The 22,932-nt window shown below is 65.7% G+C and carries 23 protein-coding genes and 1 tRNA gene; 10 read left to right on the forward strand and 14 right to left on the reverse strand.

The features are described from left to right. Both Q0996_RS07375 and Q0996_RS07380 read right to left on the reverse strand, forming a co-directional pair. The coding region (locus Q0996_RS07375; protein ID WP_299617206.1) for an adenylate/guanylate cyclase domain-containing protein at positions 1-1,165 on the reverse strand (1,165 nt) is incomplete at its 3' end. Between the two features lie 493 nt (positions 1,166-1,658). After that, positions 1,659-3,203, reverse strand: coding sequence for a hypothetical protein (locus Q0996_RS07380; protein WP_299617208.1), 1,545 nt, complete (start codon positions 3,201-3,203; stop codon positions 1,659-1,661). A 438-nt stretch (positions 3,204-3,641) separates the two neighbouring features. Between Q0996_RS07380 and Q0996_RS07385 the strand changes: the two genes are divergently transcribed. The 3 genes from Q0996_RS07385 (at position 3,642) to Q0996_RS07395 (ending at position 5,390) form a co-directional block, all read left to right on the forward strand. Further along, positions 3,642-3,881, forward strand: coding sequence for a hypothetical protein (locus Q0996_RS07385; protein ID WP_299617210.1), 240 nt, complete (start codon positions 3,642-3,644; stop codon positions 3,879-3,881). A gap of 41 nt (positions 3,882-3,922) precedes the next feature. Next, positions 3,923-4,255, forward strand: a complete 333-nt coding sequence (locus tag Q0996_RS07390; RefSeq protein WP_299617212.1) for a hypothetical protein — start codon at positions 3,923-3,925, stop codon at positions 4,253-4,255. 94 nt (positions 4,256-4,349) lie between these two features. Continuing rightward, complete coding sequence (locus Q0996_RS07395; RefSeq protein WP_299617214.1) at positions 4,350-5,390, forward strand: S8/S53 family peptidase; 1,041 nt, start codon at positions 4,350-4,352, stop codon at positions 5,388-5,390. 183 nt (positions 5,391-5,573) lie between these two features. On the opposite strand, the gene Q0996_RS07400 is transcribed toward Q0996_RS07395, so the two are convergent. Both Q0996_RS07400 and Q0996_RS07405 read right to left on the reverse strand, forming a co-directional pair. Next, a tRNA-Met gene (locus tag Q0996_RS07400) sits at positions 5,574-5,650 on the reverse strand. 126 nt (positions 5,651-5,776) lie between these two features. Then, positions 5,777-7,009, reverse strand: a complete 1,233-nt coding sequence (locus Q0996_RS07405) for a mandelate racemase/muconate lactonizing enzyme family protein (protein WP_299617216.1) — start codon at positions 7,007-7,009, stop codon at positions 5,777-5,779. A gap of 209 nt (positions 7,010-7,218) precedes the next feature. Between Q0996_RS07405 and Q0996_RS07410 the strand changes: the two genes are divergently transcribed. Together Q0996_RS07410 and Q0996_RS07415 are read left to right on the forward strand one after the other, a co-directional pair. Continuing rightward, positions 7,219-9,051 (forward strand): radical SAM protein, encoded by a 1,833-nt coding sequence (locus Q0996_RS07410; protein ID WP_299617218.1) that lies wholly within the window; start codon positions 7,219-7,221, stop codon positions 9,049-9,051. An 89-nt stretch (positions 9,052-9,140) separates the two neighbouring features. Continuing rightward, a complete protein-coding gene (locus Q0996_RS07415) occupies positions 9,141-9,614 on the forward strand; it encodes an HIT family protein (RefSeq protein WP_299617220.1) in 474 nt (157 codons plus the stop codon). A 35-nt stretch (positions 9,615-9,649) separates the two neighbouring features. On the opposite strand, the gene Q0996_RS07420 is transcribed toward Q0996_RS07415, so the two are convergent. The 3 genes from Q0996_RS07420 to Q0996_RS07430 form a co-directional block, all read right to left on the reverse strand. Continuing rightward, complete coding sequence (locus Q0996_RS07420; RefSeq protein WP_299617222.1) at positions 9,650-9,970, reverse strand: SCP2 sterol-binding domain-containing protein; 321 nt, start codon at positions 9,968-9,970, stop codon at positions 9,650-9,652. Positions 9,971-10,022: 52 nt separating this feature from the next. Continuing rightward, a complete protein-coding gene (mnmA, locus tag Q0996_RS07425) occupies positions 10,023-11,159 on the reverse strand; it encodes a tRNA 2-thiouridine(34) synthase MnmA (protein WP_299617224.1) in 1,137 nt (378 codons plus the stop codon). Positions 11,160-11,253: 94 nt separating this feature from the next. After that, positions 11,254-12,648, reverse strand: coding sequence for an alpha/beta hydrolase (locus tag Q0996_RS07430; RefSeq protein ID WP_299617226.1), 1,395 nt, complete (start codon positions 12,646-12,648; stop codon positions 11,254-11,256). Positions 12,649-12,769: 121 nt separating this feature from the next. On the opposite strand from Q0996_RS07430, the gene Q0996_RS07435 reads away from it, so the two are divergent. Further along, positions 12,770-13,258 carry a DUF302 domain-containing protein gene (locus tag Q0996_RS07435; protein WP_299617228.1) on the forward strand — a complete coding sequence of 163 codons (489 nt, stop codon included), beginning with the start codon at positions 12,770-12,772 and terminating at the stop codon, positions 13,256-13,258. On the opposite strand, the gene Q0996_RS07440 is transcribed toward Q0996_RS07435, so the two are convergent. Next, positions 13,255-13,539 (reverse strand): hypothetical protein, encoded by a 285-nt coding sequence (locus Q0996_RS07440; protein WP_299617230.1) that lies wholly within the window; start codon positions 13,537-13,539, stop codon positions 13,255-13,257. The two genes, Q0996_RS07435 and Q0996_RS07440, sit on opposite strands and share 4 nt — an antisense overlap. A 112-nt stretch (positions 13,540-13,651) precedes the next feature. Between Q0996_RS07440 and Q0996_RS07445 the strand changes: the two genes are divergently transcribed. Continuing rightward, positions 13,652-14,548 (forward strand): LysR substrate-binding domain-containing protein, encoded by an 897-nt coding sequence (locus Q0996_RS07445; RefSeq protein WP_299617232.1) that lies wholly within the window; start codon positions 13,652-13,654, stop codon positions 14,546-14,548. Between the two features lie 34 nt (positions 14,549-14,582). After that, positions 14,583-15,218, forward strand: coding sequence for a CatB-related O-acetyltransferase (locus tag Q0996_RS07450; protein ID WP_299617234.1), 636 nt, complete (start codon positions 14,583-14,585; stop codon positions 15,216-15,218). A 6-nt stretch (positions 15,219-15,224) separates the two neighbouring features. Here the strand turns inward: Q0996_RS07450 and Q0996_RS07455 are convergent, their stop codons facing one another. The 5 genes from Q0996_RS07455 to epsC form a co-directional block, all read right to left on the reverse strand. Then, entirely contained in the window at positions 15,225-15,554 is a 330-nt protein-coding gene (locus Q0996_RS07455; RefSeq protein ID WP_299617236.1) for a ferredoxin family 2Fe-2S iron-sulfur cluster binding protein, read from the reverse strand. 13 nt (positions 15,555-15,567) lie between these two features. Then, the gene (locus Q0996_RS07460; RefSeq protein ID WP_299617238.1) at positions 15,568-16,788 is read right to left on the reverse strand and encodes an aminotransferase class V-fold PLP-dependent enzyme; all 1,221 of its coding nucleotides are present in this window, start codon (positions 16,786-16,788) and stop codon (positions 15,568-15,570) included. A gap of 17 nt (positions 16,789-16,805) precedes the next feature. Next, positions 16,806-17,906: a cysteine desulfurase family protein gene (locus Q0996_RS07465; RefSeq protein ID WP_299617240.1), complete on the reverse strand. Its 1,101-nt coding sequence runs from the start codon at positions 17,904-17,906 to the stop codon at positions 16,806-16,808. Positions 17,907-18,000: 94 nt separating this feature from the next. Then, positions 18,001-18,516: an Rrf2 family transcriptional regulator gene (locus tag Q0996_RS07470; RefSeq protein ID WP_299617242.1), complete on the reverse strand. Its 516-nt coding sequence runs from the start codon at positions 18,514-18,516 to the stop codon at positions 18,001-18,003. A 49-nt stretch (positions 18,517-18,565) separates the two neighbouring features. Continuing rightward, positions 18,566-19,330: a serine O-acetyltransferase EpsC gene (gene epsC, locus Q0996_RS07475; RefSeq protein WP_367575661.1), complete on the reverse strand. Its 765-nt coding sequence runs from the start codon at positions 19,328-19,330 to the stop codon at positions 18,566-18,568. Between the two features lie 328 nt (positions 19,331-19,658). Between epsC and Q0996_RS07480 the strand changes: the two genes are divergently transcribed. Then, positions 19,659-20,324, forward strand: a complete 666-nt coding sequence (locus Q0996_RS07480) for an alpha/beta hydrolase (RefSeq protein ID WP_299617246.1) — start codon at positions 19,659-19,661, stop codon at positions 20,322-20,324. Positions 20,325-20,349: 25 nt separating this feature from the next. Here the strand turns inward: Q0996_RS07480 and Q0996_RS07485 are convergent, their stop codons facing one another. Continuing rightward, on the reverse strand, positions 20,350-21,471 hold the full coding sequence (locus Q0996_RS07485) for an anhydro-N-acetylmuramic acid kinase (RefSeq protein ID WP_299617248.1): 1,122 nt from the start codon (positions 21,469-21,471) through the stop codon (positions 20,350-20,352). Between the two features lie 179 nt (positions 21,472-21,650). On the opposite strand from Q0996_RS07485, the gene tyrS reads away from it, so the two are divergent. Next, complete coding sequence (tyrS, locus tag Q0996_RS07490; RefSeq protein WP_299617250.1) at positions 21,651-22,904, forward strand: tyrosine--tRNA ligase; 1,254 nt, start codon at positions 21,651-21,653, stop codon at positions 22,902-22,904. Positions 22,905-22,932 lie beyond the last annotated feature (28 nt).

Here is a 22,932-nt window from a genome sequence, read left to right on the forward strand (position 1 = left end):
CGAGAAGCTTGGGATCGAGGTCGTTCAAGTCGGATTTGACTCTCTCCTGCACCTCGGCGATGTCGTCACCGTCGTCAAGCCTGAAGAAAGCACGCAGAACCCGCGCAATCAGCAACCACGGAATGGCGGTGCCGTGCGATGCCGCCTCAGCCCGCAACAGCAGGTGCTCGCTCAGATGCTCGGACCGGCTGAACTCATGGCATAGGCGCGACTTTCCGATACCCGGCTGTCCGACGATGGTGACCACTTGGCCGTTGCCTGCTGCAGCCAGGTCGAAGATCTCGTGCAGACTGCGCAGCTCCCTCTGTCGTCCGACGAACTGGCTCAGACCGCGGTCCATGGACGCGCGGAATCGATTGGTTAGGTCCGTAACGCTCGCGAGTTCGTAAGCCACGACCTTTCGGTCCAGGCCCCTAACCGACACCGGGCCGATGGGTGTGAGCTTCGCCTGGCCTCTGACCAGACGCGCCGTGTCCTCGGTAAGATAGGCAGTGCCTGCCCTGGCCAACTCCTCCATGCGGTGGGCGAGATGGGCCGTCACACCGACGGCGGTATAGGGAAGCGCCGCATTGCTTCGCACGACCCGCACCAGAACCTCACCTGAGCTGATGCCGACGCGTATCTGAAGCGGGTGGCGTGGGTTCGAGCCCCGGCCGTCAGGAAGCTTCTTGACGCCGGCGAGGATCGCCTGGGCTGCGTGACAGGCGCGGATGGCATGATCCTCTTGGGCGCGCGGTGCCCCGAACAACGCCATGATGCCATCGCCGAGTACGTGATTTACGGTACCGTGGTGGCGTTGAACAACCTCGATCATCACCTGCAAAGCACTGTCAAGAACAGTACGAGCTTGCTCCGTAGCCAGATTTTCAATGAGCTCCAGCGAACTCTTGATGTCCGCGAACAGAACCGTGACCAGCTTGTGCTCGGCCTCGATACCCGGGACGGCCTCCGAAGAGCCGCCCGGCGCGACTCCTTCGCGTACCGGCTCATCGGCAGCCGAAGACCTTAGTCCACAGCCCCCGCAGAACCACGCATCAGGCGTGTTTGCGAATCCACAAGCCGCGCATGCGATAACCAACGGCTCCCCGCAGCAGCTGCAGAACCGGCGGTCTCTTGCATTCTCGGCTTCGCACTGACCGCACTTCATGGCATTTCCGATGCGCACGCCGCTATCGCCATCGCCCGAGATCCGACGATAGGACAGTGGAACTGCCCCTCCGGCGAGAACCCGCGAAGCTCCCTTTGGGTCCGCTCTCTCGTTCCCATACTGAGAAAAATCAGCCCACAAGGCCTGCCGTGCAAACCACAACCCCGGTGTTCTGCGAGCAAGCGAGACGGTCTGCGAACGAGTCTTCGTCTGCGCCGCCTGAGTTCGGGGTTGTCTGCTGACCGGTTACGGCGGCCTACAATGCTCCATGTCCGAATTGGCGCATTCCAGCCACAGGAATTGGTTTCTCTTTGTCCCATCATAACCGCCTCCCCTAGATCTCGGGTTACTCAGGATTTAACATGACTGCCAGATTAGTTGTTCCGTCAACCGAGCACAGGCATGCGTCCAAGCCTACAAATCATGAATTTTTTGTCGTTTGTCTTGGGCACAATTTCATTACAGATTCACGAATCAACACTTCCCTACTGGGACCTTCAGCGCACTACTCTTATGATACCGGCACAAACGGCAACGTAATCGCGCCATCTTCCTTCTGCACTGCGCCGATATGCGGCCTACCGGGCCTGGCCCAATTAGACCAACTTAGTTGGTCTTCTGGCAGATCCCGTTTGGATTCCAATGTAAAGACAAGTCCAGCATCGCGCAGCGGGCTCTGCGCCAGAAGCGCAAAGTCTCCGCTTAGAGGGTCCACGAATCCCAGCTGATCCCTCTTGATTCCGTTCTCTTCCTGACCCGCATCCGCGAGGGTCTTGCCAAAGCTCCTATTGCTCGCATCACCGTCAAACACCACGCTCTTGTCCCATGGCAGTGGATGCTCATCGCCATCAACGGGAAACTTATTCAGAAACTCACGACAGCCCCGACACAAACAAGGGAGGTCATGAGCGCTCGGTTCGCAGAACTGTACTGCGTTATTCCGATGAACAAAATTACGCGATCGCGCCTTCTTTATGAGAAAAGTTCGCGAATAGACACTGTTATGGAAGATGTGGATTGGGTGATCCGGCATCGGCCCTTTAGGACGAAGCTTGAAGATCTTTCCTCCGCGGTGCCCCTGATAGTCGGCGCCACCGCGGTCATCAAACCAGATCCGGTTTCCGTAGATGTAAAGATATCCACCGACAAAGTCGTGGATAGAGAAAGGCGCGTGGGTGTTCTTCATCCGGTTATCGGAGATGTGCCAGTTGATCAGCGTCCGCTCCGGTTCGATGACATTGTCTCTTATGTTGGAGAACTCATTGCCATGGATTCGGACATTGACGTTGAAGCGTCCCAGAATTTCGTTCTTGCTTTTTGCACTCGTTGTGAATCGAACGCCGTTATAGGCGTGCTCCACTACATTTCCCACAACCTCCAGACCGCTCTCCAGGTCTATGCCGCCAACCAGCGCACCGTTGTAGTATGCATAGGGGCCGTGATGGGTGTGACTCCAGTCTATGGCAGACCACATGGTGCCGGTCGGATCCTGGACCCATCGACAACCCCGAACGGCAATATCACGTGAATCCGGCCCCCGAACGAAGACAAGGTAAGTACCGTCCTGGCCAACAACACCCTCGACTGTCAGAGACGAGGAGTGCTCGGCGTAGACGAAGCTGGGCCAGCAGCTTTCAACGTGCATCTGCCTGAGGATAAGATGTCTGCAGCCGCGCACCTTAAAGAAAGCATAGTCATTGCGGGTTGGAAGGTCCGGATAGATCGCGCCGGCAGCGTTTGTCCCGCAGATCTGGCTCTGCAGACTCCCGTCAGGACCGAGACTTCCTTCGATGACAATCGGATCTGATTCACCTCCACGCTTCGCCTTCACGTCCACGGCGCGGTAGTACTTTCCGGGCAGCAATCGCAGTGTCGTACCACCGACAAGCCGCTCAACGGCCTGGTCAAGCGGGAAGGTATGATGCACCCGACCCCTATAGAGCCGCTCGTCTCCACACGGTGTCGCCAAGATGATTCGGCGATCCGATTCGGGGTCCTTAAAGATGGCTGGTCCTATCGAACCTGGCGGCTTCTCAAGGTCATCGCAGGTATTCATCCGGTTGCCCCTCCTCCCGTTACCTGACCGACTCGCCAAAGAGACATCCAGTGTCCCGGGCCAAGTGATGGCGTGCCATCAATGCAGGACATCCGGTTCAAAGAGACCCTGAAGGCACCCCCCAATTGCCCGTACTCGGGATCAAACTCTAGCATCAGTTGCATCTTTCCGGTCAACGAATTGCTGGTGTCGGCGCTGCTCGGATCAGGTTGCGTTCCCGTCAACTTGAATGACTGCGGCACCAAGAGCCTCCTCCCGTTGCTCCCACAGACCGCAATTTGTCTTGCGGTCAGCAGGCGGCCGAGTGGATCAAATTCCACTTGCCTATGTGCACGGCATATCCGGTTAGGGCCGCATCTTAAGCCTAACTGCGAAGACGCTCTGTGATCCCATTCACAGACGATCAAGCGTCAAGTCAACACAATCCAAACGATCAAGATGAATCGTTGCCTTCGGCTCGCAGCAGCGGCTGCGACCGGCCTGGAAGCGCAGATAGAAGTGCGCGAACTGAAGCGGTCCGAAGGCTTGCTCGCAGCCATGCCGGCAGCGCTGGACACATTGGCGGAAACTCAGGCTGAGCTCGAGCGGGCAGGTGACCAGACGAGCTACGGCAAGACTCAGATCTTCTTCGAGCGGGCCAAGGACCTCAAGGCTGTCGCTGACGCCCTGAACTCCTAATCCCAATGGGCCACAGCTTCTCTATGAAGAAAGATATGCTCATGACCACAACATACAGCGAGGCGAGCCAGGCTATCGACGACGCAATTGCAGCAATCCAAAAAGCTCAAGAGTCGGCGTCTGGCTCTCAGCAACTCATCTTGCTGGATATCGTTGAGATTCTCCTGTGTGAGCGCATTGCGCTCAATGTCCGAAATCTCGCACAAAGCAATAGCACTTACGTAGCCCTCACCGATGGGATCCTCACAGCAAACGAAAAGCTGGAGGGCCTGACAGACGACATCAAGGAGCTGGTCAGGGCCGCCGAGCACGCTGCCCAGGTTGCCGGCGCGTTCGCCAGAGTCGGACAGCTGGCAACAAACGACGCACTTTGAGTTCACCTTCTAGGAACCCAGGCGTCGCGACCGCGGGGAGGAGCGCTGACCCCAGATCGCGGTTTCAATGAGCAACGCAGCGGAGGCAGCAACGATGTCAAATAGAAACTGGCACATCAAAGAAATACGGGCCGATGAGGCCTGGCAGATCATGGTGGATCCTGCGACCGGTGACATCGATTACAAGGATGTGCGGATCGCCCACATCGACACCGGGTATACAGAGCACGCTGTCTTCGGCCCCTGGAACGGCGAGCCGAACAACCTCATCACAGACCAATGGACGAACTTCATTGAGACGGATGAACGCTCACCGAGAGACCCGTTAAACTACAAGGGCTTCCCCGGGCACGGCACCAGGATCGGCAGCGTGATGTACGGCAATCTGCCCGGCACGATGCGCGGCGTCGCCCCGGACTGTCCGGTCGTTCCCTATCGTGCCACCAACACTGTCGTCTTATCGCGCCTGATAAATCGGCACGTGAGTGCAATCGGCAAAGCGATCCGCCACGCGGTCAACGATACCGATTGCAGTGTCATCTCCATGTCCTTGGGAACACCGGGTATCCCCTTTGGGTCTCCGGCGAAGAACATGGGTCGTGCCGTTGATCATGCCTATGACTGCGGCGTTATCACCGTTGCTGCTTCGGGGAACAACGTCTCGGACCACGTCACCTATCCCGGCAAGTACTTTCGCTCAATCTGCGCCGGCGGCATCAGTCCCAACCGAACAATTTGGCGGGAGCACGCAGAGCCCTTTCGGGGCTTTATCGACATATTTGCTCCGGCAGACGAGATCTTTCGCGCCGATGCTACACAGGGAGATGGCCGCGTTGGCCCGGGCGAATACGCCGAGACCGGCGACGGCACGTCCTATGCCACAGCCTGTACCGCCGCTGCGGCCGCCCTCTGGCTGGCCCATCGAAGCGAAGAGCTCAATACCGTCTATGAAGAGCCCTGGATGACGATTGAAGCCTTTCGGTCAATGCTGAAGTCCACGGCGGCTCCGCTGGCTGAGACTCGCCCCGGTGTCGAGACAGGTGTTCTGAACATTGTGGGACTGCTCACTGAGGCGCTACCCGAAGCCAGGTCTCTGGAGTACGAAAGCAGACTTGCATCAAAGCAGTTTGCGTAGCCTACGAATCAACGCCTGCTGTGCCTTGGAAGGCAATCGGACGTCGGGTCCGCTACTGGGTACGAAGGACGCCTTGGTCGAGCCCGCAGCAGCCCTGCAGCATGGCCTTGCATGGCAGCCTGGCCACCGTGATCGATGCAATAACCCCCGAAGATCGTCAGGACCTTCGAGGGTTGATACAGATGGTAGCGGGGGAGGGACTTGAACCCCCGACACGCGGATTATGATTCCGCTGCTCTAACCAGCTGAGCTACCCCGCCAGAGGAAGACCGGCACCCTAGCACGGGGGCCGCGCAGCCGTATATGGCCTCCCCCGGGGCGCTGTCAAGCGGCTTCGGCTCCTGCCGCCGGCAACCCGGCGGTTTCCGCCGAATTTGGCGCCGAACCTAGGCTTCCGAGCGGCGCATGGTCAGGTCCGGGCGCTCGAAGACCGGGGGTGCCAGTTCCGCGCCCAGGCCCGGGCCCGCCATGGGGTAGACGCGGCCCTGCTCGATGCGCGGCAGGGCGGTCACCAGTTCCCGGTACCAGCCGGTGTAGAAGGCGCGCACGGACTCGACGATCAGGCTGTTGGGCTGGCTGAAGGCGGCATGGATGGCGGCGACGAAGGCCAGCGGGCCGGTGCAGTCGTGAGGCGCGAAGGGCCGGTGCCAGGTGTCGGCCAGGGCGGCGATCTTGCGGCCCTCTGTGAGGCCCCCGGTCCACACCAGATCGACCATCACCACGTCCACGGCGTCGCGCTCCAGGAGGTCCTTATACGGAAAGCGCGAGCCCAGGGTCTCGCTGGCGCAGACCCAGACCGGCGTCGCGCGGGCATAGTCCGCCAGCGCCTGGGGCGACGTCATGCGGATCGGGTCCTCGTACCAGGTCGGCGCGTAGGGCTCCACCGCCCGGGCGATCTGCTTGGCCGCCGGCAGGTTCCACAGGGAGTGGAACTCCACCATGATCTCCATCCGGTCGCCCACGGCCTTGCGGATCTTCTCGAAGGGCTCCAACGCCTGTTTGAGCTGGTCGGAGGAGATGGCGCGGCCGCCGCTTTCCCGGGCTGCCGGATCGAAGGGCCAGATCTTCATGGCGGTGATGCCGGAGGCCAGAAGGTCCTCGGCCAGCCGGTCGGCCCGGGTCATGAAGGCGTCGAGGTCATCGGCGCCAAGCACGGCGTCCGCCCCCTCCCCCGCGCCCGCGTTCCGGTTGGCATCCAAGGCCCAGTTGGCCACCGGGCGCAGGTCGGCGCCGCGGGTGTAGTGGGTCCCGGCGCAGGTGTTGTAGATGCGCAGGGACTCGTGGCAGAGGCCGCCCAGAAGCTGGTGCACCGGCTGACCGCAGAGCTTGCCGAAGATGTCCCAGAGGGCGAGGTCGATGGCCGAGACGGCGCGGGTCTCCGCCCCCGTGGAGGCCTGCGCCAGCGGCAGCGCCAGGAGGTCCCGGTTCAGCGCCTCGATCTGCAGGGGGTCGCGGCCGAGCAGGCGGACGGCCAGGATCTCGTGGATATGCGCCTCGACGGCGCCGGCGCCGAAATAGGTCTCGCCGAAGCCGACCAGACCGGCGTCGGTGATCAGCCGCACCCACAGCAGATTCGGATAGGCCTCGAGCCGCAGGGTCTCGATGGCGACGACCTTCATGTTCCCTCCCCGCCGGGATCGGCAAGGCCTTGGTATAGCACGGACTTGGCTTTGGCTTGACTTCGGCTTGACTTCGGTGCCGGGGCGCAGATGGACCGTATAGTATATTCTAATCGATCATGTTAGGTTCCGCGTTAACCATGGGTTAGAGCCGCCGGGCAAAGGGGGGTTATCCGATGTCTGCGACCGCCACAGAGAAGGCTGGCGCCGTGCCTGCGCAGCCCGCGACGGCAAAGCGCACCTTTCACGTCACCCTGATCAAGCCGTCGCACTACGACAAGGACGGCTACGTCATCCAGTGGTGGAAGGCCTGGATCCCCTCCAACTCCCTGGCCGCGCTCTACGGGCTGCTGCTGGACGTCCAGGAACGCAAGGTCCTGGGCGAGAACGTCGATATCGAAATCGACGCCTACGACGAGATGAACGTCGTCCTGCCCTTCAAGCAGATCATCGCCCGCCACAAGGCGGCGGCAAAGGGGCAGAGCGGCCCGGGCGGCCCCGGCGGCCTGGTCTGCCTGGTCGGCGTGCAGTCGAACCAATACCCCCGCGCGCTGCACATCGCCCGCCAGTTCCGCGACGCCGGCCTGCAGGTGGCCATCGGCGGCTTCCACGTCAGCGGCTGCATCTCCATGCTGCCGGGCATCCACGAGAGCCTGCAGGAAGCCCTGGACATGGGCTGTTCGCTCTATGCCGGCGAGGCCGAGGAGCATTTCGACAGGGTGCTGACCGATGCCATGGCCGGCGAACTGGAGCCGATCTACAACACCATGGCTAATCTGCCCGACCTGCAGGGCGCCGTGACGCCCTTCCTGCCGGAGCGCATGGTGCGCCGCTATGACGGGCTGATCAGCAGCTTCGATGCCGGGCGCGGCTGCCCCTTCCAGTGCAGCTTCTGCACCATCATCAACGTGCAGGGCCGCAAGTCGCGCTATCGCAGCGCCGACGATATCGAACGCCTGATCCGCGCCAACCACGCCCAGGGCATCACCCACTACTTCATCACCGACGATAACTTCGCGCGGAACAAGAACTGGGAATCGATCTTCGACCGCATGGCAGAACTGCGCGCCGAGGGCATCGACATCCGCTTCCTCATCCAGGTGGATGCCCTCTGCCACAAGATCCCGAACTTCATCGAGAAGGCCCGGGCCGCCGGCTGCAAGCACGCCTTCGTGGGGCTGGAGAACATCAATCCGGCCAACCTGAAGGAGATGAAGAAGAACCAGAACAAGATCACCGAGTACCGCAAGATGTTCCAGGCCTGGCGGGCCCAGGGCGTGATCACCTATGCCGGCTTCATCATGGGCATGCCCGCCGACACGCCGGAAACCGTCAAGCGCGACCTGGAGATCGTCCAGCGGGAAATCCCGGTGGACATCCTGGAACTCTCGATCCTGACGCCCCTTCCCGGCTCCGAAGACCACCAGACCCTCTACAAGAAGGGCGTCTGGATGGACCCGGACCTCAACAAGTACGACCTGGAATGCGTCACCTTCGAGCATCCGCTGATGTCCGCCGAAGAGCTGCAGCAGGCCTATTGGGACGCCTGGGACACCTACTACACCATCGAGCATGCCGAGACCCTGATGCGCCGCGCCATCGCCGACGGCATCAAGCCGGTGCGCATCTGGCAGAACCTGCTGCAGGTCTATGGCGCCATGCGCTTCGAGCGGCTGCACCCTCAGCAGTGCGGCTACTTCCGCCGCCGCGTGCGCGACCAGCGCCGGCCGGAGTTCCCGCGCGAGAACGCCCTGATCTTCTATCCCAAGAACGTCCTGCGCACCCTGCGCAACTACTGGGGCATGGGGGTCTACGCCTGGAAGCTGCACCGCATGCGCCGGCGCCTGGAGGCCGACCCGGCCGCCAAGGACTACATGGACCTGGCGCTCACCCCGGTGACCACCGCCGAGGACGAGGACCTGGAGATGTTCCACCTCAACCAGGAGGCCGAGGCCGCCGTCGCCAAGGCCAAGGCGGAAGCCGAAGCCCGCGCCCGGCACGCCGCCAAGCGCGCCGCCGAAGAGGTCAGCGCCGCCGAATAGCGCCTTCGCCGGCACCTTCTCTCGCCTGAGGAGCCCCGGCAGGCGGTTCGCCGGGGCGAACAGGGTTCGCAGACCCGGGCGTTCGGTGCATGAACGACAAGAGCGACTGTCCGATGTGCCGCGGTGCCGCGGCGGATGAAGAACTGGGCCGCATCGAGGTCTGGCAGGATGCGCACTGGCGGCTCACAGTGAGCCTGTCATCGGTCGTGCCGGGCTTTGCCTATCTCGAACCCAAGCGCCACATCGCCTTCATAACCGAGCTCGACGGCGATGAGGCAAAGACCTTCGGGCCAGTCTTGGCAGCCTGCACGCGGGCGCTGAAAGAGGAAACCGGGGCGGAGGTCGTCTACGTCTATATCTTCGGCGACGGCGTTGCCCATCTCCATCTTCACCTGGCGCCACATCGTGCCGGCGATGCGCTTTCCGATCAGATGATCCGCGGTGAGCTCATCGAGGAGAAACTGCCGAGCGGCATGACCTGGGTCACCAGCCGCGACTTTCCGACCCTGCCACGCGAAGACCTGGTGCAGATCGCTGATCGGGTCAGGGACCGGCTTGCCTAGAGGACTTCATGTTTTGACGGAACCGGCCCGGCCGTTCAATCGCCCAGCATGGCGGCGAGCTTCATGGCAACGCCCATGGAGCCTTCGATCTTCAGCTTGCCGGTCATGTAGGCCAGGGTCGGGTCCAGGTTGCCGGCCACCAGATTGCCGAGCTGATCGACGCTGATGCGCAGGGTGGTGTCCACCTCGCCGCCGCCGTCGGCACCGCCGTCGACCACGGCGATCTCCGCCGGGGTTTCCCGGCCGTCCCAGAGGATCGCCCCGTCATCGCCCAGATCGAACAGCACGCGATAGCCCAGCGGCGGGTTCAGCGCGGCCTGAGACTTCATCTGATCGGTCAAGTTGTCGAGGGACATGAGGGCGACTCCACTTTGCGTTCGATCCTTCGCTGCTGCATGCCGGGGGTAGCTAGGCGGCGAGACGGGTCTCGGCGGCGGCGATCCAGCCACCCCCCAGCACCCGGTCGCCATCGTAGCAGACGGCGGCCTGGCCCGGGGAGATGCCGAACTGCGGCGTCTCCAACACCACCTCGGCGGTGCCGCCGGGATGCGCATAGAGGGTCGCGGGCGCCGGCTCGCTGACCGAGCGCAGCTTCACGGCAACCTTCCGGCCCTCCGGGGCCGGCGCCTCCGCCGGCAGCCAGTTCAGCCCGCGCAGCCGCACGCTGTCCCGCGCCAGCCCCGCCTTCGGCCCGACCACGACGCGGCGCGCCTCGGGGTCCAGGCGGACGACGAACAGCGGCTCCTCCTCGCCACCGATGCCGAGGCCGCGGCGCTGGCCGACGGTGTAGTGGATGATGCCCTTGTGGCGGCCCAGGACACGTCCGTCGATATGAACGATGTCGCCGGGATCGGCGGCGCCGGGGCGCAGCTTCTGCACCACCGCGGCGTAGGAGCCCTGGGGCACGAAGCAGATGTCCTGACTGTCCGGCTTGTCGGCCACCGCAAGGCCCAGGCGTTCGGCCTCGGCCCGCACCTGGTCCTTCAACAGGCCGCCCAGGGGAAAACGTAGGAAGTCGAGCTGCTCGCGGGTCGTCGCGAAGAGGAAGTAACTCTGGTCGCGGCGCGGGTCGGCGGCGCGGTGCAGCTCGGCCCCGCCCTCACCCATGATCCGCTGGACGTAGTGGCCGGTGGCCAGGCAATCGGCCCCCAAATCACGCGCCGTCGCCAGCAGGTCGCGGAACTTGACCGTCTGGTTGCAGTTCACGCAGGGGATCGGCGTCTCACCGCGCAGATAGCTGTCGGCGAAGTCCTGCATCACCGCGTCGCGGAAGCGCGACTCGTAGTCCAGCACGTAGTGCGGAAAGCCCAGCCGCTCGGCCACCCGGCGGGCGTCGTAGATGTCCTGCCCGGCACAGCAGGCACCCCTCTTGGCCAGCGCCGCGCCGTGGTCGTAGAGCTGCAGGGTGATGCCCACGACGTCATAGCCCTGCTCGCTGAGCAGGGCGGCGGTGACCGAGGAATCGACACCGCCCGACATGGCCACGACCACACGGGTCGCCGCCGCCGGCTTGTCGATGCCCAGAGAGATGCTGCATGCGCTCATGGGGCCGGACTATAGGCAAAGCGCAAGGCAGCGCAAGGGCAGCGGCGGTTGCCTGCCTTCCCAGCCGCCGTTGAACCCGTTCACTATCAGTCGGTTAGTCGGAATTGAGCAGCGCCACCAGGCGATCGAAGGGCTGCGGCTGGCGGCAGAGGTCGAGGGAGACCGAGAAGTGGCCCTGGCGGCGGATGAAGAGGTTCTCCGGCGGCACCCCCCAACGCCGTGCCAGCGCCAGGCCCCCGGCGAAGGGGGTCACCGTATCCGCCTCCCCCAGCACCACCACGATCCGCTGCGCCGGCATGGCCGTGGGCCCGCGCGGCTCCGCCAGCGGCAGGCAGCGTTCCAGGTCCGCCTGGGTCCAGCCGGCACGGGCCAGGGCCTCGGGGTAGCCCACAGCGGCCGAGAGGCTGCCGGCGGTGGCCACGCCCAGCAGGTCGCCGCTGGTCGCCACCAGCAACAGGCAGTCCGGACGCATGCTCTCCGGCCAGGCAGTGGCGGCCACCGCCGTCAACTGGCTGGTCAGAGCCCCCAGGCTGACCCCGCCCAGGGCGACCCTGGCGCTACCGTTTCGCCGGGCCCAGTCGACCAGGACACCCACCTCCGCACCCCAGCCAGCGAAGAGCTTTATGAAACCCTCAGGGCCGAGCGACATGGCCGGTTCGCCGCCGTAGCAGCCGGCGATTCGCCGGCGGCCGTGCCAGGGCCCCTGCGGGCGGATGACCCGCAGGCCTCTTCGGGTGAGCGTGGGGGCGCTGTCCACCGCATCGCGCCAGTCGTCGACCTCCATGCCGATGCCGTGGAGGCTGATCAGCGTGGGAGGGTTGTCGACACCCTCCGGCTCGAAGACCCGCGCCCAGGCGGTATCGCCGGTGCCGCCGGGCGAGGCGAAGCGCAGCCAATACTCACGGCCATAGGGCCCGAGAACGGGGTGGGACTCTTCCACCGCCGGCAGGGCGCAGTCCGGCGGCACCGGCAGCGAGATGCAGGTCCCGGCATCGCCGTGGCCGGTCTCCGGCAGTTCCAGGTGGTCCGGCGCCCTCACCTGCCAGCGCACTGCCGGGATGCGGCGCCGGGCCATGAGGAAACCCATGCGGGCGGTCATCAGGGAACTGGCGGTATCGATGCGCTGCTGCTCTGCTTCGACCAGATCCCGGTCGCCGGGCACCCTGGAAGCGAAGTAGGTCTCCAGCCAGTGGCCGTCAGCCGCCTTGTGGCGGTCGTGGCGCCGCAGGGTCTTGGCGATGGCCCCTTGCAGGCTGCGGCCGACCAGCCCGCCGGGAAAGGACGCCAGCCCGGCGGACTGGGCGAAGCCGGCCTCGTCGCCGCCGTTGGCCAGGGCCGCCGCCCAGGCGCGCGACAGCGGCAGGTACCAGCCGGCCACCAGATGCAGGGCGCAGCGGTCGTACCAGGGTCGCATCACCAGCCCGCCCAGCGGGCTCCAGTCGAAGGGGTTGCGCCTGAGATCGGGCAGACGCGAATCGGTGCTTGTCATGGAAGGCGAGCATAATCGCTGAACCCCCAAATCACAGGGAATTTACGTCGGCCAGCGGCTCCGGCGGCTAGGGTGGTCCGATGGCCACAAGGGGCGGCCCAGCCGGGGGGAGACTTCAGACATGCACGCATTGTTTATCGCCGGCCTGATGGCTCTTTCCCTGGGTCTGGCCGCGCCGTCCGCCAACGCCGATCTGCCCGCCGGCGGCCTGCCGGGATGGCAGGTGCTGAAGACCCAGCACAGCTACGCCAGCCTGGTGGAGCGCCTGGAAAAGGCGATCACCGACAACAAGATGGGCTTGGTTTCCCGGGCCAGCGCCACCCTGGGGGCCAAGCGTGTCCTCAACAAGACGATCCCCGGCAACATGGTGATCGGGGTCTACCGCCCTGACTTCGCGGTCCGCATGCTGGAGGCCAGCACCGCCGCCGGCATCGAGGCACCGGTCCGCTTCTACATCACGGAGAATGCGGACGGCACCGCCGACCTCAGCTACAAGGCCCCCTCGGCGGTCTTCGCCCCTTACGAGGACGGCGGCGAAGCCCTAGAGACCCTGGCCGCCGAGCAGGACGAGATCTTCGCGCGCATCGCCGCGCAGGCTGCCGGCAACTAAACCGCTTTCGGCTTGCGTCTAAGCGGGGCCAGCCCGCCGCCCGGCGCGGCATAGGCCGCAGCCGGCCTGCAGACAGCCCGGCGACCCGCGGAGGGTTTGGCGCAGCGGTCGCTTTGCCGTGTCGGAGTATCCTGGGCCGGGTCGTTGTGCAGCAGCAGGGTCCAGAGCACCGGATCGCTTCCACCCAGGGGACCGCCGATGAGCATGCCCGTGAGATCGCGCGGCAATCCGTCTTTCGACGGCGGCCGGCGCATCTCGCGAACGGGGCCGATGAGATCCATGAAGGATTTGAGAATTTTTCTTAGCATAGGTGGAGCATTGCTCTAATCTATGACAGTTTCAAACGCGAAGACTGCAACAGCTATTGAGATTTCTTCAAGCTACAAACAACCCATGCAACGACTTCCCTCGCTAAGAGGCATCCAGGCCTTCGAGGCCGTGGCGCGCCTGGGCAGCCAGGCCGCAGCCGCCGCATTTCTCGGCATCACCGGGAGCGCCGTGAGCCACCGCATCCGCGGCCTGGAGAAGGAACTGGGGATGGAGTTGCTGCGGCGTTCGCCGAAAGGGCTGTCGCTGACCGAAGCGGGGCGCCGCTACCGCGGGGCGGTGGAAGACGCCTTTGCCGGCCTCGCCCAGGCCACCGCGGACCTGCTCGGGCCCGATCCCTCCCGGCCTTTGACCATCAGTCTGACCTCGGAGATCGGGCTGCGCTGGCTGATGCCCCGATTCCAGCGCTTCCGCCTGCAGCATCCCGACATCGATACCGCGATCCTCAGCACCTATCGCGTCGTCGACCTCAAGGCCGGAGAGGCCGACGTGGCCCTGCGCTACGGCAAGGGGCGCTGGCCCGATGTCGAAGCAGAGCGGATCCTGGGCTTTTCCGTCTCTCCGGTTTGTGCAGCCGGTGTCCATCGGGAGATTGCCGGCCTTTCCCCCGCCGAGGCCCTGGCCGGACAGATCCTCATTCGCGACGACTACGACCATTGGGAGCAGTGGCTCGAAGCAGCCGGGATCGGCAGCATCGAGCCGTTTCGCCAGCTCCACATCGGCGAGTATTCCATGGCAGTGGCCGCCGCCTTGAACGGACAGGGCATCCTTTTGGGCTATTCGGGATACATCGACTCAGAAGTGGCGTCCGGTGCCCTGGTCTATCCCTTCGATCTCTCCGTTGCGACCGGCGAAGGCTATTATCTGGTGTACCGGCGCGAGCGGCTTGCCGATCCGAGAGTGCGGATGTTCCGGGACTGGGTCCTGTCCGAAACGGTGGCAGAGCCGCCGGCAGGCGGCTAAGGCAGCGCGCCGAAGAGAGCGTCCAGGAGCAGAGATGGCCAAGGCACCGGATCCCGCAACCCGCTACCCGCTCGGCGACGACCGCTCGGTGGTCTTCCTGAAGGCCGTGGTCACGAACCCGCAGATCGTGGTGGGCGACTACAGCTACTACCACGACTTCGACGATCCCGAGGGCTTCGAGCGCAACGTGCGCTACCTCTTCCCCTTCATCGGCGACCGGCTGGTCATCGGACGCTTCTGCGCCATCGCCAGCGGCGCCACCTTCATCATGAACGGCGGCAATCACGCCAGCGACGGGCTTTCCACCTACCCGTTTTCGACCTTCGGCGGCGCCTGGGCCGGGGCCAAGCCGGCGGCCTGGCCGCAGCGCGGCGACACGCTGGTCGGCAACGACGTCTGGATCGGCCATCGCGCGACGCTGATGCCCGGGGTGACGGTCGGCGACGGCGCCATCATCGGCGCCGAGGCGGTGGTGACGGCCGAGGTGCCGCCCTATGCGGTGGTCGCCGGCAACCCGGCACGGGTGATCCGCCAGCGCCTGCCGCAGCAGACCATCGACCGGCTCTTGAGACTGCGCTGGTGGGACTGGCCGGTGGTGCAGATCACCGCAAATCTGTCCGCCATCGTCGCGGGCGACATCGACGCTCTGGAGGCAGCCGCGGACCCGTGAGGCCGCCTAACCAAGCATGTTGTTGACTTCGCGGGGCAGCGCCACGACCAGGCCGTCGAGCTCGTCGCTCATGATGATCTGGCAGCCGAGGCGCGAGGTCGGCTTCAGGCCGAAGGCGAGGTCGAGCATGTCCTCCTCGTCCTCGGAGGGCTCGCCCAGTTTGTCGTACCAGCCCTCGTCGACGATGACATGGCAGGTGGCGCAGGCCAGGGAACCCTCGCAGGCGCCTTCGATATCGACATCGAAGCGGTGGGCGATCTCCATGACCGAAAGGCCGGCTGGGGCCTCCACTTCCTTGTGATTGCCGTCCTTTTCGACGAACACCAACTTCGGCATCTAACTCCTGCTCCTACTCCGCCGCCGCGCTGCCCTTAGCGCGCAGGCTCGTGACCTTGGACACCAGTTCCTCGATCGCCAGATCGACCTCGGCCTCGGTGGTGAAACGCCCGATCCCGATGCGCAAGGAGGCGCGCGAGCGTGTCTCCGGCAGCCCCAGGGCCTGCAGGACGTAGGACGGCTCCACCGAGGTGGAGGTGCAGGCCGAGCCGGTGGAAACGGCGAGACGCGGCATGGCCCGCATCAGCGCCTCGGCATCGACCCCTTCGAAGGCGAGATTGAGGTTGCCGGCGATCCGCGCCTCGGCGCTGCCATTCAGCCGCACCCCATCGAGGCGGCCTGTAATGCCTTCAAGAAGCCGCGCCTTCAAGCCTGAAATGCGCGCCTCCTCGTCGGCCAGTTCCTCCCGCGCCAGGCGCGCGGTGGCCCCGAGGCCGACGCAGAGCGGCGTCGGCAATGTGCCGGAGCGCAGGCCCCGCTCCTGGCCGCCGCCGTCGATCATCGCCTCCAGGCGGACCCGCGGGCGCCGCCGCACGAAGAGGGCGCCGATGCCCTTGGGCCCGTAGAACTTGTGGCCGGAGATGCTGAGCAGATCCAGGCCCAGGGCGGTCGCGTCCAGCGCAATCTTGCCCACCGCCTGGGCCGCGTCGCTGTGGAAGTAGGCGCCTTTCGCGCGGCAGATGGCGGCAATCTCGGCCAGGGGCTGGATGACGCCGATCTCGTTGTTGACCGCCATGACGGTGACGATGGCGGTCTCCTCACCGACGGCCTCCGCCAGCAGGTCCAGATCGATCAGGCCGTCCGCCTTGACCGGCAGGACATCGACGCGAAAGCCCTCCCGCTCCAACTGGCGGCAGCTTTCCAGCACGCACTTGTGCTCGGTGGCGCAGGTGACGACGTGGGGGCGCTCGGCTTTGCGGAAGCGGGCCGCGCCCTTGATCGCCAGGTTGTTGGCCTCGGTGGCGCCGGAGGTGAAGACCACCTCGCGCGGGGAGGCGCCGATCAGCGCCGCCAGGTCGCCGCGGGCGCGCTCGACCGCTTCCTCCGCATCCCAGCCATAGGCATGGTCCGTGGAATGCGGGTTGCCGAAGCGCTCGGTGAAGAACGGCAACATGGCCTCCACCACGCGCGGGTCTGTGGGCGTGGTCGATTGATTGTCCAGAAAGACCGGCCGCACCGCACGGTTCGGCATATCCTTCTGATCTGGCTTCAAATCCGGGCCGCTGTCCGTCATCCCTCTCCGCTTCCCCTTCAGGCGGCTTGGCTGCGGCGATAGAGGTCGCCCCAGGCCGAAAGGAACCGATTTACATCGTCATCGCGGCTCTGCCAACCGAAGCTGACGCGGATCGCCGAGGCCGCCTCGGCGGCCGAGGCGCCCATGGCGGTCAGCACGTGGGAGGGCTGGACCTTCCCGGAGGAACAGGCGGCCCCCGCCGACACGGCGACCCCGGCCAGGTCGAGGGCCATGATCTGGGTCTCCGCCGCCAGTCCGGCAACAGCCAGACAGCTCGTGTTCGCGATGCGCGGGCTCTCGGCGCCGAAGACCTTGAGGTCGGGGGCGATCCGCCGCGCCTCGTCCTCGAGGCGGTCGCGCAGCCGTGCCACCGCCTGAAAGGACGCCAGATCCCCCGAGGCGGCCTCGGCGGCGGCCCCGAAGCCGGCGATCCCCGGCAGGTTCTCGGTGCCCGCCCGGCGTCTGCGCTCCTGCCCGCCGCCCTGTAGGAGCGGCGTGAGCGGCAGGGTCTCGGGACAGATCAGCGCACCGACGCCCGGGGGCCCGCCCAGCTTGTGGGCCGAGAGGGTCATGCAGTCGACGCCCAGTTCAGCCATATCCAGCGCCCGCTTGCCGGCCGCCTGCACCGCGTCGCAGTGGACCAGGGCGTCGGCGGCGCGGGCGCGTTCGGCCACCGCTTCGACGGGCTGCAGGACGCCGGTTTCGTTGTTGGCCAGCATCACCGACACCAGGGCCCCGGCCGGCGTCTCTTCCAGGGCAACGTCGAGGTCGCCGAGATCGAGCTGGCCATTGGGCAGCAGCGCCAGGCGCCGCGCCTGCGGCACAGCCTGCAGAACCGAGTCATGCTCCCCGGCGGATACCAGCCGGGGGCCGCTGCCGAGGCCGCGCAGCGCCAGGTTGTTGGCCTCGGTCCCGCCGGAGGTGAAGATCACCCAGCCCGGGTCCACGCCGGCCAGCGCCGCCACCTTCTCCCGTGCCTCCTCGACCAGGCGCCGGGCCCGGCGGCCCGCGCCATGGACCGAGGAGGGATTGCCCGGCTCGGCCAAGGCCTCGACCATCGCAGCCTGCGCCTCCGGCCGCAGCGGCGCCGTCGCGTTGTAGTCGAGGTAGGCGGTCATTCGGATCTCACTCGGATCTCGCTCTGACGAAGGCTGGTGCGAAGGCGGCCGCTAGAGGGCGCCCGGATGCGGTCCCAAGGGACAGCCCCGGCGTCTATCCCATAGCGGGCGGCTGGGCCGCCGCTTCGGACGGTAGAAGCCCTTCCCCGCCCGCCTCTTCGGCGCCGCCGCCCGGCGGCATCAAACCGCTGGTGCCTAGCACCCGGCGCGAAATCACGTCATCGACCGTCACCGAGGAGAGGTAGAGATAGATCTGATTGCCGAGCTCTTCCCAGAGGTCGTGGGTCTGGCAGCGGCTCTGGTTGCCGCGGCAGCCCATGGGCTGGCCGGGCATGCAGCGGGTGGCCCGGATCGGTTCGTCGACCGAGAGAATGATGTCGGAGATGCGGGTCTCGGCGGCCTTGTGCGCCAGGAGGTAACCACCGCCGGGGCCGCGCACCGACTTCACCAATCCGCCGCGGCGCAGCTTGGCGAAGAGCTGCTCGAGATACGACAGGGAGATCTCCTGCCGTTCGGCGATGTCGGCAAGGGCGATGGGCTTGTCTTCCGTGTGGCTGGCGAGATCGCACATCGCCATCACGGCGTAGCGGCCTTTGGTGCTCAGTTTCACCTTCGTTTCCCTTCCGGGGCCCCGACGGCCCCACGATTCCCTCAGTCTCTCAGCACTTCCCCTCGGTCACGGCAACGGCTTCGTCGTCCCGTTCGTCGCCCTCCACGGCCACGCCGTCCGCATTGGACGGCTGCGCCCGGCCCTCCAACTCGTTGACCCTGGCGCGCAGGCTCTGGACCTCGTCAAGCAGGCCGTCGAGGGCGCGGGCGACCGGGTCCGGTATGTTCCCGGTGGGCGTGCCGTAGGCGACGAAGGGCGCTTTCTCGGCTTCCACCTTCTTCTGGGTCTGAACGGCGCGACCGGGAATGCCGACGATGGTGGCACAGTCCTGCACGTCCTTGGTGACCACGGCGTTGGCGCCGACCCGGGCGCAGCGGCCCACGGTGATCGGGCCCAGGACCTGTGCGCCCGATCCGACGATCACCCCGTCCAAGAGGGTGGGGTGCCGCTTGGTGTTACGCTGGCTGTCGCTGTCCACGCTGGGGGAGACCCCGCCCAGCGTCACGCCCTGATAGAGCGTTACGTCGTCGCTGATCTCGGCGGTCTCGCCGACCACAACGCCCATGCCGTGATCGATGAAAAACCGCTCGCCGATCCTGGCGCCGGGGTGAATCTCGATCCCGGTGATGATGCGTCCGATGGCCGAGATCCAGCGGCCCAGGAGGAACCAGCGGTGGCGCCAACAGGTATTGGCGAGGCGATAGAGCATGATGGCCTGAAAGCCGGGATAGCAAAGCACCACCTCCAAGCGTGAGCGCGCAGCGGGATCGCGCTGCATGGTGGCGTCGATTTCGCTCCTCAGAGACTTGAACATGGCTTTGCCCGTCGTGCTATGATCGCGGCCCTTTGCCGCCTGCTGCGGCCTGGCTGGCAGATCATGCGCCGATCCGACCAGAACCTGCAACAGATTGATAGATAGTAAGTCTGAGTAATTTGGTCAAGTTTCTGCCAGAAGAGGAATGACCCAAAGAACGCACGGCGGCTGGGGCCGTCATCGCCTTTAACCTGAAAAGCCCAATCTAGTTGGATGGTTATTGGTGTGGCACGCCCGCGCTGCCTGCTGTGCTTGGCGATTGGACGGCCGCCGAAGCGCTACCCGCAGTCGGCAGCCGGGTCGATGAGGAATAGGGAACGATTGGTCTATGCCTGACGTGATCTTCAACGGGCCGGAAGGCCGTCTTGAAGGACGCTACCACCACAGCAAGCAGGCGAATGCGCCGATTGCACTCATGCTGCACCCCAATCCGCAGCATGGCGGAACCATGAACAACAAGGTCGTTTACACCCTGTTTCACGCCTATGTGCGTCAGGGCTTCTCGGTGCTGCGCTTCAACTTTCGCGGGGTGGGGCGCTCCCAGGGCAGCTTCGACCGCGGCGAGGGCGAACTCTCCGATGCCGCCTCGGCGCTCGACTGGCTGCAGACCTATAACCAGGGCGCCACGGCCTGCTGGATCGCCGGCTTCTCCTTCGGCGCCTGGATCGGCATGCAGCTGCTCATGCGCCGGCCGGAGATCAGCGGCTTCATCTCGGTGGCGCCGCCGGCCAACATGCACGACTTCAGCTTCCTGGCGCCCTGCCCTTCTTCCGGGCTGATCATTCAGGGCGACGCCGACGAAGTGGTGCCCGAGCCATCTGTGGCCAAGCTCGTGGCCAAGCTCTCCGCCCAGCGCGGCATCGTCATCGACTATCGCCTGGTGCCCGGGGCCGGCCACTTCTTTCAGAACGAAATGGACCTTCTGGAAGGCCACGTCGACGACTACCTCGGCAAGGCCCTGACCGGCACGGCGAGCCGCTCCGCGGCCCGGTAGCCCGCGGCCTGATTCCCGCTAAAGGTCAGGCGGCGACGTGGAGGCGGCCGCCGCTGGCGGCCTCGCGCACCCCGGTGGTGCCCGGCAGGGTGAGCGGCAGTCCGGCCAGGGAACGCAGCGCGAGATAGGCGAAGGCCTGCGCCTCCAGCGCATCGCCCTGCCAGCCGACGGCCTCCACCGGCTCGACAGGCACCCCGAGCCGCTGCGCCAGCGCCGCCATCAGGGTCGGGTTGTGGCGCCCGCCGCCGGTCACCAGCCAGCGGACCGTCGGCTGAGGAAAAAAGGCCTGGGCCAAGGCAACGCCGGCCGCGGTAAAGGCGGTCAGGGTCGCCGCCCCGTCCTCCAGCGACAGCGCGCCCAGGGACGCGGCCGAGAAGTCGTCGCGGTCCAGCGATTTCGGCGGCCGGCGCGCGAAGTAGGGATTGTCGAGCAGGGCCTCCAAGGCCTTCTCCGAGACCTGCCCGGCGGCGGCCAGGGCGCCGTCCCGGTCCAGCGGCTCGCCGCTGTGGGCTTCGACCCAGTCGTTGATCAGGGCATTGCCGGGGCCGGTGTCGAAGGCCAGGACCGGCGCGCCAGCGTTGCCGCCCTCAGCGTCCAGCCGGCCGGCACCGATCCAGGTGACGTTGGCGACCCCGCCGACATTGAGGACCGCCAGCGGCCGCTCCAGCGGTGCCGCCAGCGCGGCCTGATAGAGCGGCACCAGGGGCGCGCCCTCGCCGCCGAGGGCGACGTCGCGGCTGCGCATGTCGCAGACCACGTCGATGCCGGTCTCCGCCGCCAACAGCGCGCCGTCGCCGATCTGCCAGGTCCGCCCTTCCTCGGGCCGGTGCAGGATAGTGTGCCCGTGAAAACCGATCACCTTGATGTCGTCGGGGCCCAGACCGGCGGTCTCCAGAAGGTTTTTGACCGCCTCGGCATGCCTGCGGGTCAGGGCCCGTTCCACCGCCTCCACCGGTCCCTGGCCGCCCAGGACGGACCGGAGCTGACCGCGAAGATCCTGGTCGTAGGGCAGCGACAGCGCCGCACCGCAGTCGACCCGCGCGCGGCCGTCGCTGCGGATCAGCGCGGCGTCGATGCCGTCCAGCGAGGTCCCGCTCATCAGCCCGAGGGCCCAGGGTTGCGCCTTGTCCGGGGATCGGTCGGCCATGGGTTCCGTCACCTCCGCTTGTTCCTCTCCGCTTTTCCGCCGGCGGACAAATTGTGATCGCCAGGGGATTGTGTTAAATGCCTGCGCCCGCGGCAAGATATCGTCGAAAACCATAACGTTCCGATAAGGCCCAGAGACCCAAGCCCTGGGACCAGGGGGCCGAAAGACCAGGACCAACCATGACTGCGCCCCGATCCGACTTTCTCCGCGTTCTTCAGGAACGCGGCTTCATCCATCAGTGTACGGACCTGGAGGCGCTGGACGAGCGCGCCCGCAAGGGATGCATCACGGCCTATATCGGCTTCGACGCCACCGCCGACAGCCTGCACGTCGGCAACATGGTGCAGATCATGCTGCTGCGCTGGCTGCAGCAGACCGGTCACCGGCCCATCGCCCTGATGGGCGGCGGCACAACCAAGATCGGCGATCCCTCCGGCAAGGACGAAGCCCGCCGGCTGCTGACCGCCGAACAGATCGACGGCAACATCGGCCGCATCCGCGCCTCCGTCGAAAACTGCCTGAGGTTCGACGACAGCCCGAACGGCGCCATGATGGTCAACAACGCGGACTGGCTGGACCGCTTGGAGTACATCGACTTCCTGCGCGACGTCGGCCCGCACTTCACCATCAACCGCATGCTGACCTTCGACAGCGTCAGGCTGCGGCTCGACCGCGAGCAGCCGCTGACCTTCCTGGAGTTCAACTACATGATCCTCCAGGCCTACGACTACCTGGAGCTGAGCCGGCGCTACGACTGCTGCCTGCAGATGGGCGGCTCCGACCAATGGGGCAACATCGTCAACGGCGTCGAACTGGGCCGGCGCATCGACCAGCGCGAACTCTATGGCCTGACGACGCCGCTGGTGACCACTGCCTCGGGCGCCAAGATGGGCAAGACGGCGGCGGGCGCGGTCTGGCTGAGCGAGGCGAAGCTCTCGAACCACGACTACTGGCAATACTGGCGCAATACGGAGGACGCGGACGTCGGCACCTTCCTGCGGCGCTTTACCGAGTTGCCGCTCTCGGAGATCGCCCGCCTGGAAGCACTGCAGGGTTCGGAGATCAACGAGGCGAAGAAGATCCTCGCCAACGAGGCGACCCGGCTTTGCCGCGGGGATGCGGCCGCCGAGCAGGCGGCCGAGGTCGCCCGGCAGACCTTCGAGGAAGGCCGCAGTGCCGAGGGCCTGCCCACCATCGAGGTGCCGGAGTCCGAGTTGAACAGCGGGGTCCCCGCTTATGAACTGTTGCGCCGTGCCGGTCTGGCCAACAGCAACGGGGAGGCCCGGCGCCTGATCAAGGGCGGCGGCGGGCGCCTCAACGACGTTCCCATCGCCGACGAACTGCAGAACGTCAGCCTGGCCGACCGCAACGACGAAGGTGTGATCAAGCTTTCGGCGGGAAAGAAGCGACACGCCCTGATCCGGGTCGCCTGACGGACTTGCGGCCGAGGGCGAAGCGGCC

This window comes from Pelagibius sp., from assembly GCF_028289705.1.
Lineage (GTDB): Bacteria > Pseudomonadota > Alphaproteobacteria > Kiloniellales > Kiloniellaceae > Pelagibius.

Bases quoted from the DNA above. Each gene is read 5' to 3' on its own strand.
- Q0996_RS07485 (WP_299617248.1), bottom strand. From the start codon at position 21,471: ATGGCCGACCGATCCCCGGACAAGGCGCAACCCTGGGCCCTCGGGCTG.
- Q0996_RS07395 (WP_299617214.1), top strand. From the start codon at position 4,350: ATGTCAAATAGAAACTGGCACATCAAAGAAATACGGGCCGATGAGGCC.
- Q0996_RS07420 (WP_299617222.1), bottom strand. From the start codon at position 9,970: ATGTCCCTCGACAACTTGACCGATCAGATGAAGTCTCAGGCCGCGCTG.
- Q0996_RS07390 (WP_299617212.1), top strand. From the start codon at position 3,923: ATGACCACAACATACAGCGAGGCGAGCCAGGCTATCGACGACGCAATT.
- Q0996_RS07435 (WP_299617228.1), top strand. From the start codon at position 12,770: ATGCACGCATTGTTTATCGCCGGCCTGATGGCTCTTTCCCTGGGTCTG.
- mnmA (WP_299617224.1), bottom strand. From the start codon at position 11,159: ATGAGCGCATGCAGCATCTCTCTGGGCATCGACAAGCCGGCGGCGGCG.
- tyrS (WP_299617250.1), top strand. From the start codon at position 21,651: ATGACTGCGCCCCGATCCGACTTTCTCCGCGTTCTTCAGGAACGCGGC.
- Q0996_RS07380 (WP_299617208.1), bottom strand. From the start codon at position 3,203: ATGAATACCTGCGATGACCTTGAGAAGCCGCCAGGTTCGATAGGACCA.
- Q0996_RS07445 (WP_299617232.1), top strand. From the start codon at position 13,652: ATGCAACGACTTCCCTCGCTAAGAGGCATCCAGGCCTTCGAGGCCGTG.
- Q0996_RS07385 (WP_299617210.1), top strand. From the start codon at position 3,642: ATGAATCGTTGCCTTCGGCTCGCAGCAGCGGCTGCGACCGGCCTGGAA.
- Q0996_RS07465 (WP_299617240.1), bottom strand. From the start codon at position 17,906: ATGACCGCCTACCTCGACTACAACGCGACGGCGCCGCTGCGGCCGGAG.
- Q0996_RS07450 (WP_299617234.1), top strand. From the start codon at position 14,583: ATGGCCAAGGCACCGGATCCCGCAACCCGCTACCCGCTCGGCGACGAC.
- Q0996_RS07415 (WP_299617220.1), top strand. From the start codon at position 9,141: ATGAACGACAAGAGCGACTGTCCGATGTGCCGCGGTGCCGCGGCGGAT.
- Q0996_RS07460 (WP_299617238.1), bottom strand. From the start codon at position 16,788: ATGACGGACAGCGGCCCGGATTTGAAGCCAGATCAGAAGGATATGCCG.
- epsC (WP_367575661.1), bottom strand. From the start codon at position 19,330: ATGTTCAAGTCTCTGAGGAGCGAAATCGACGCCACCATGCAGCGCGAT.
- Q0996_RS07405 (WP_299617216.1), bottom strand. From the start codon at position 7,009: ATGAAGGTCGTCGCCATCGAGACCCTGCGGCTCGAGGCCTATCCGAAT.
- Q0996_RS07480 (WP_299617246.1), top strand. From the start codon at position 19,659: ATGCCTGACGTGATCTTCAACGGGCCGGAAGGCCGTCTTGAAGGACGC.
- Q0996_RS07455 (WP_299617236.1), bottom strand. From the start codon at position 15,554: ATGCCGAAGTTGGTGTTCGTCGAAAAGGACGGCAATCACAAGGAAGTG.
- Q0996_RS07430 (WP_299617226.1), bottom strand. From the start codon at position 12,648: ATGACAAGCACCGATTCGCGTCTGCCCGATCTCAGGCGCAACCCCTTC.
- Q0996_RS07440 (WP_299617230.1), bottom strand. From the start codon at position 13,539: ATGGATCTCATCGGCCCCGTTCGCGAGATGCGCCGGCCGCCGTCGAAA.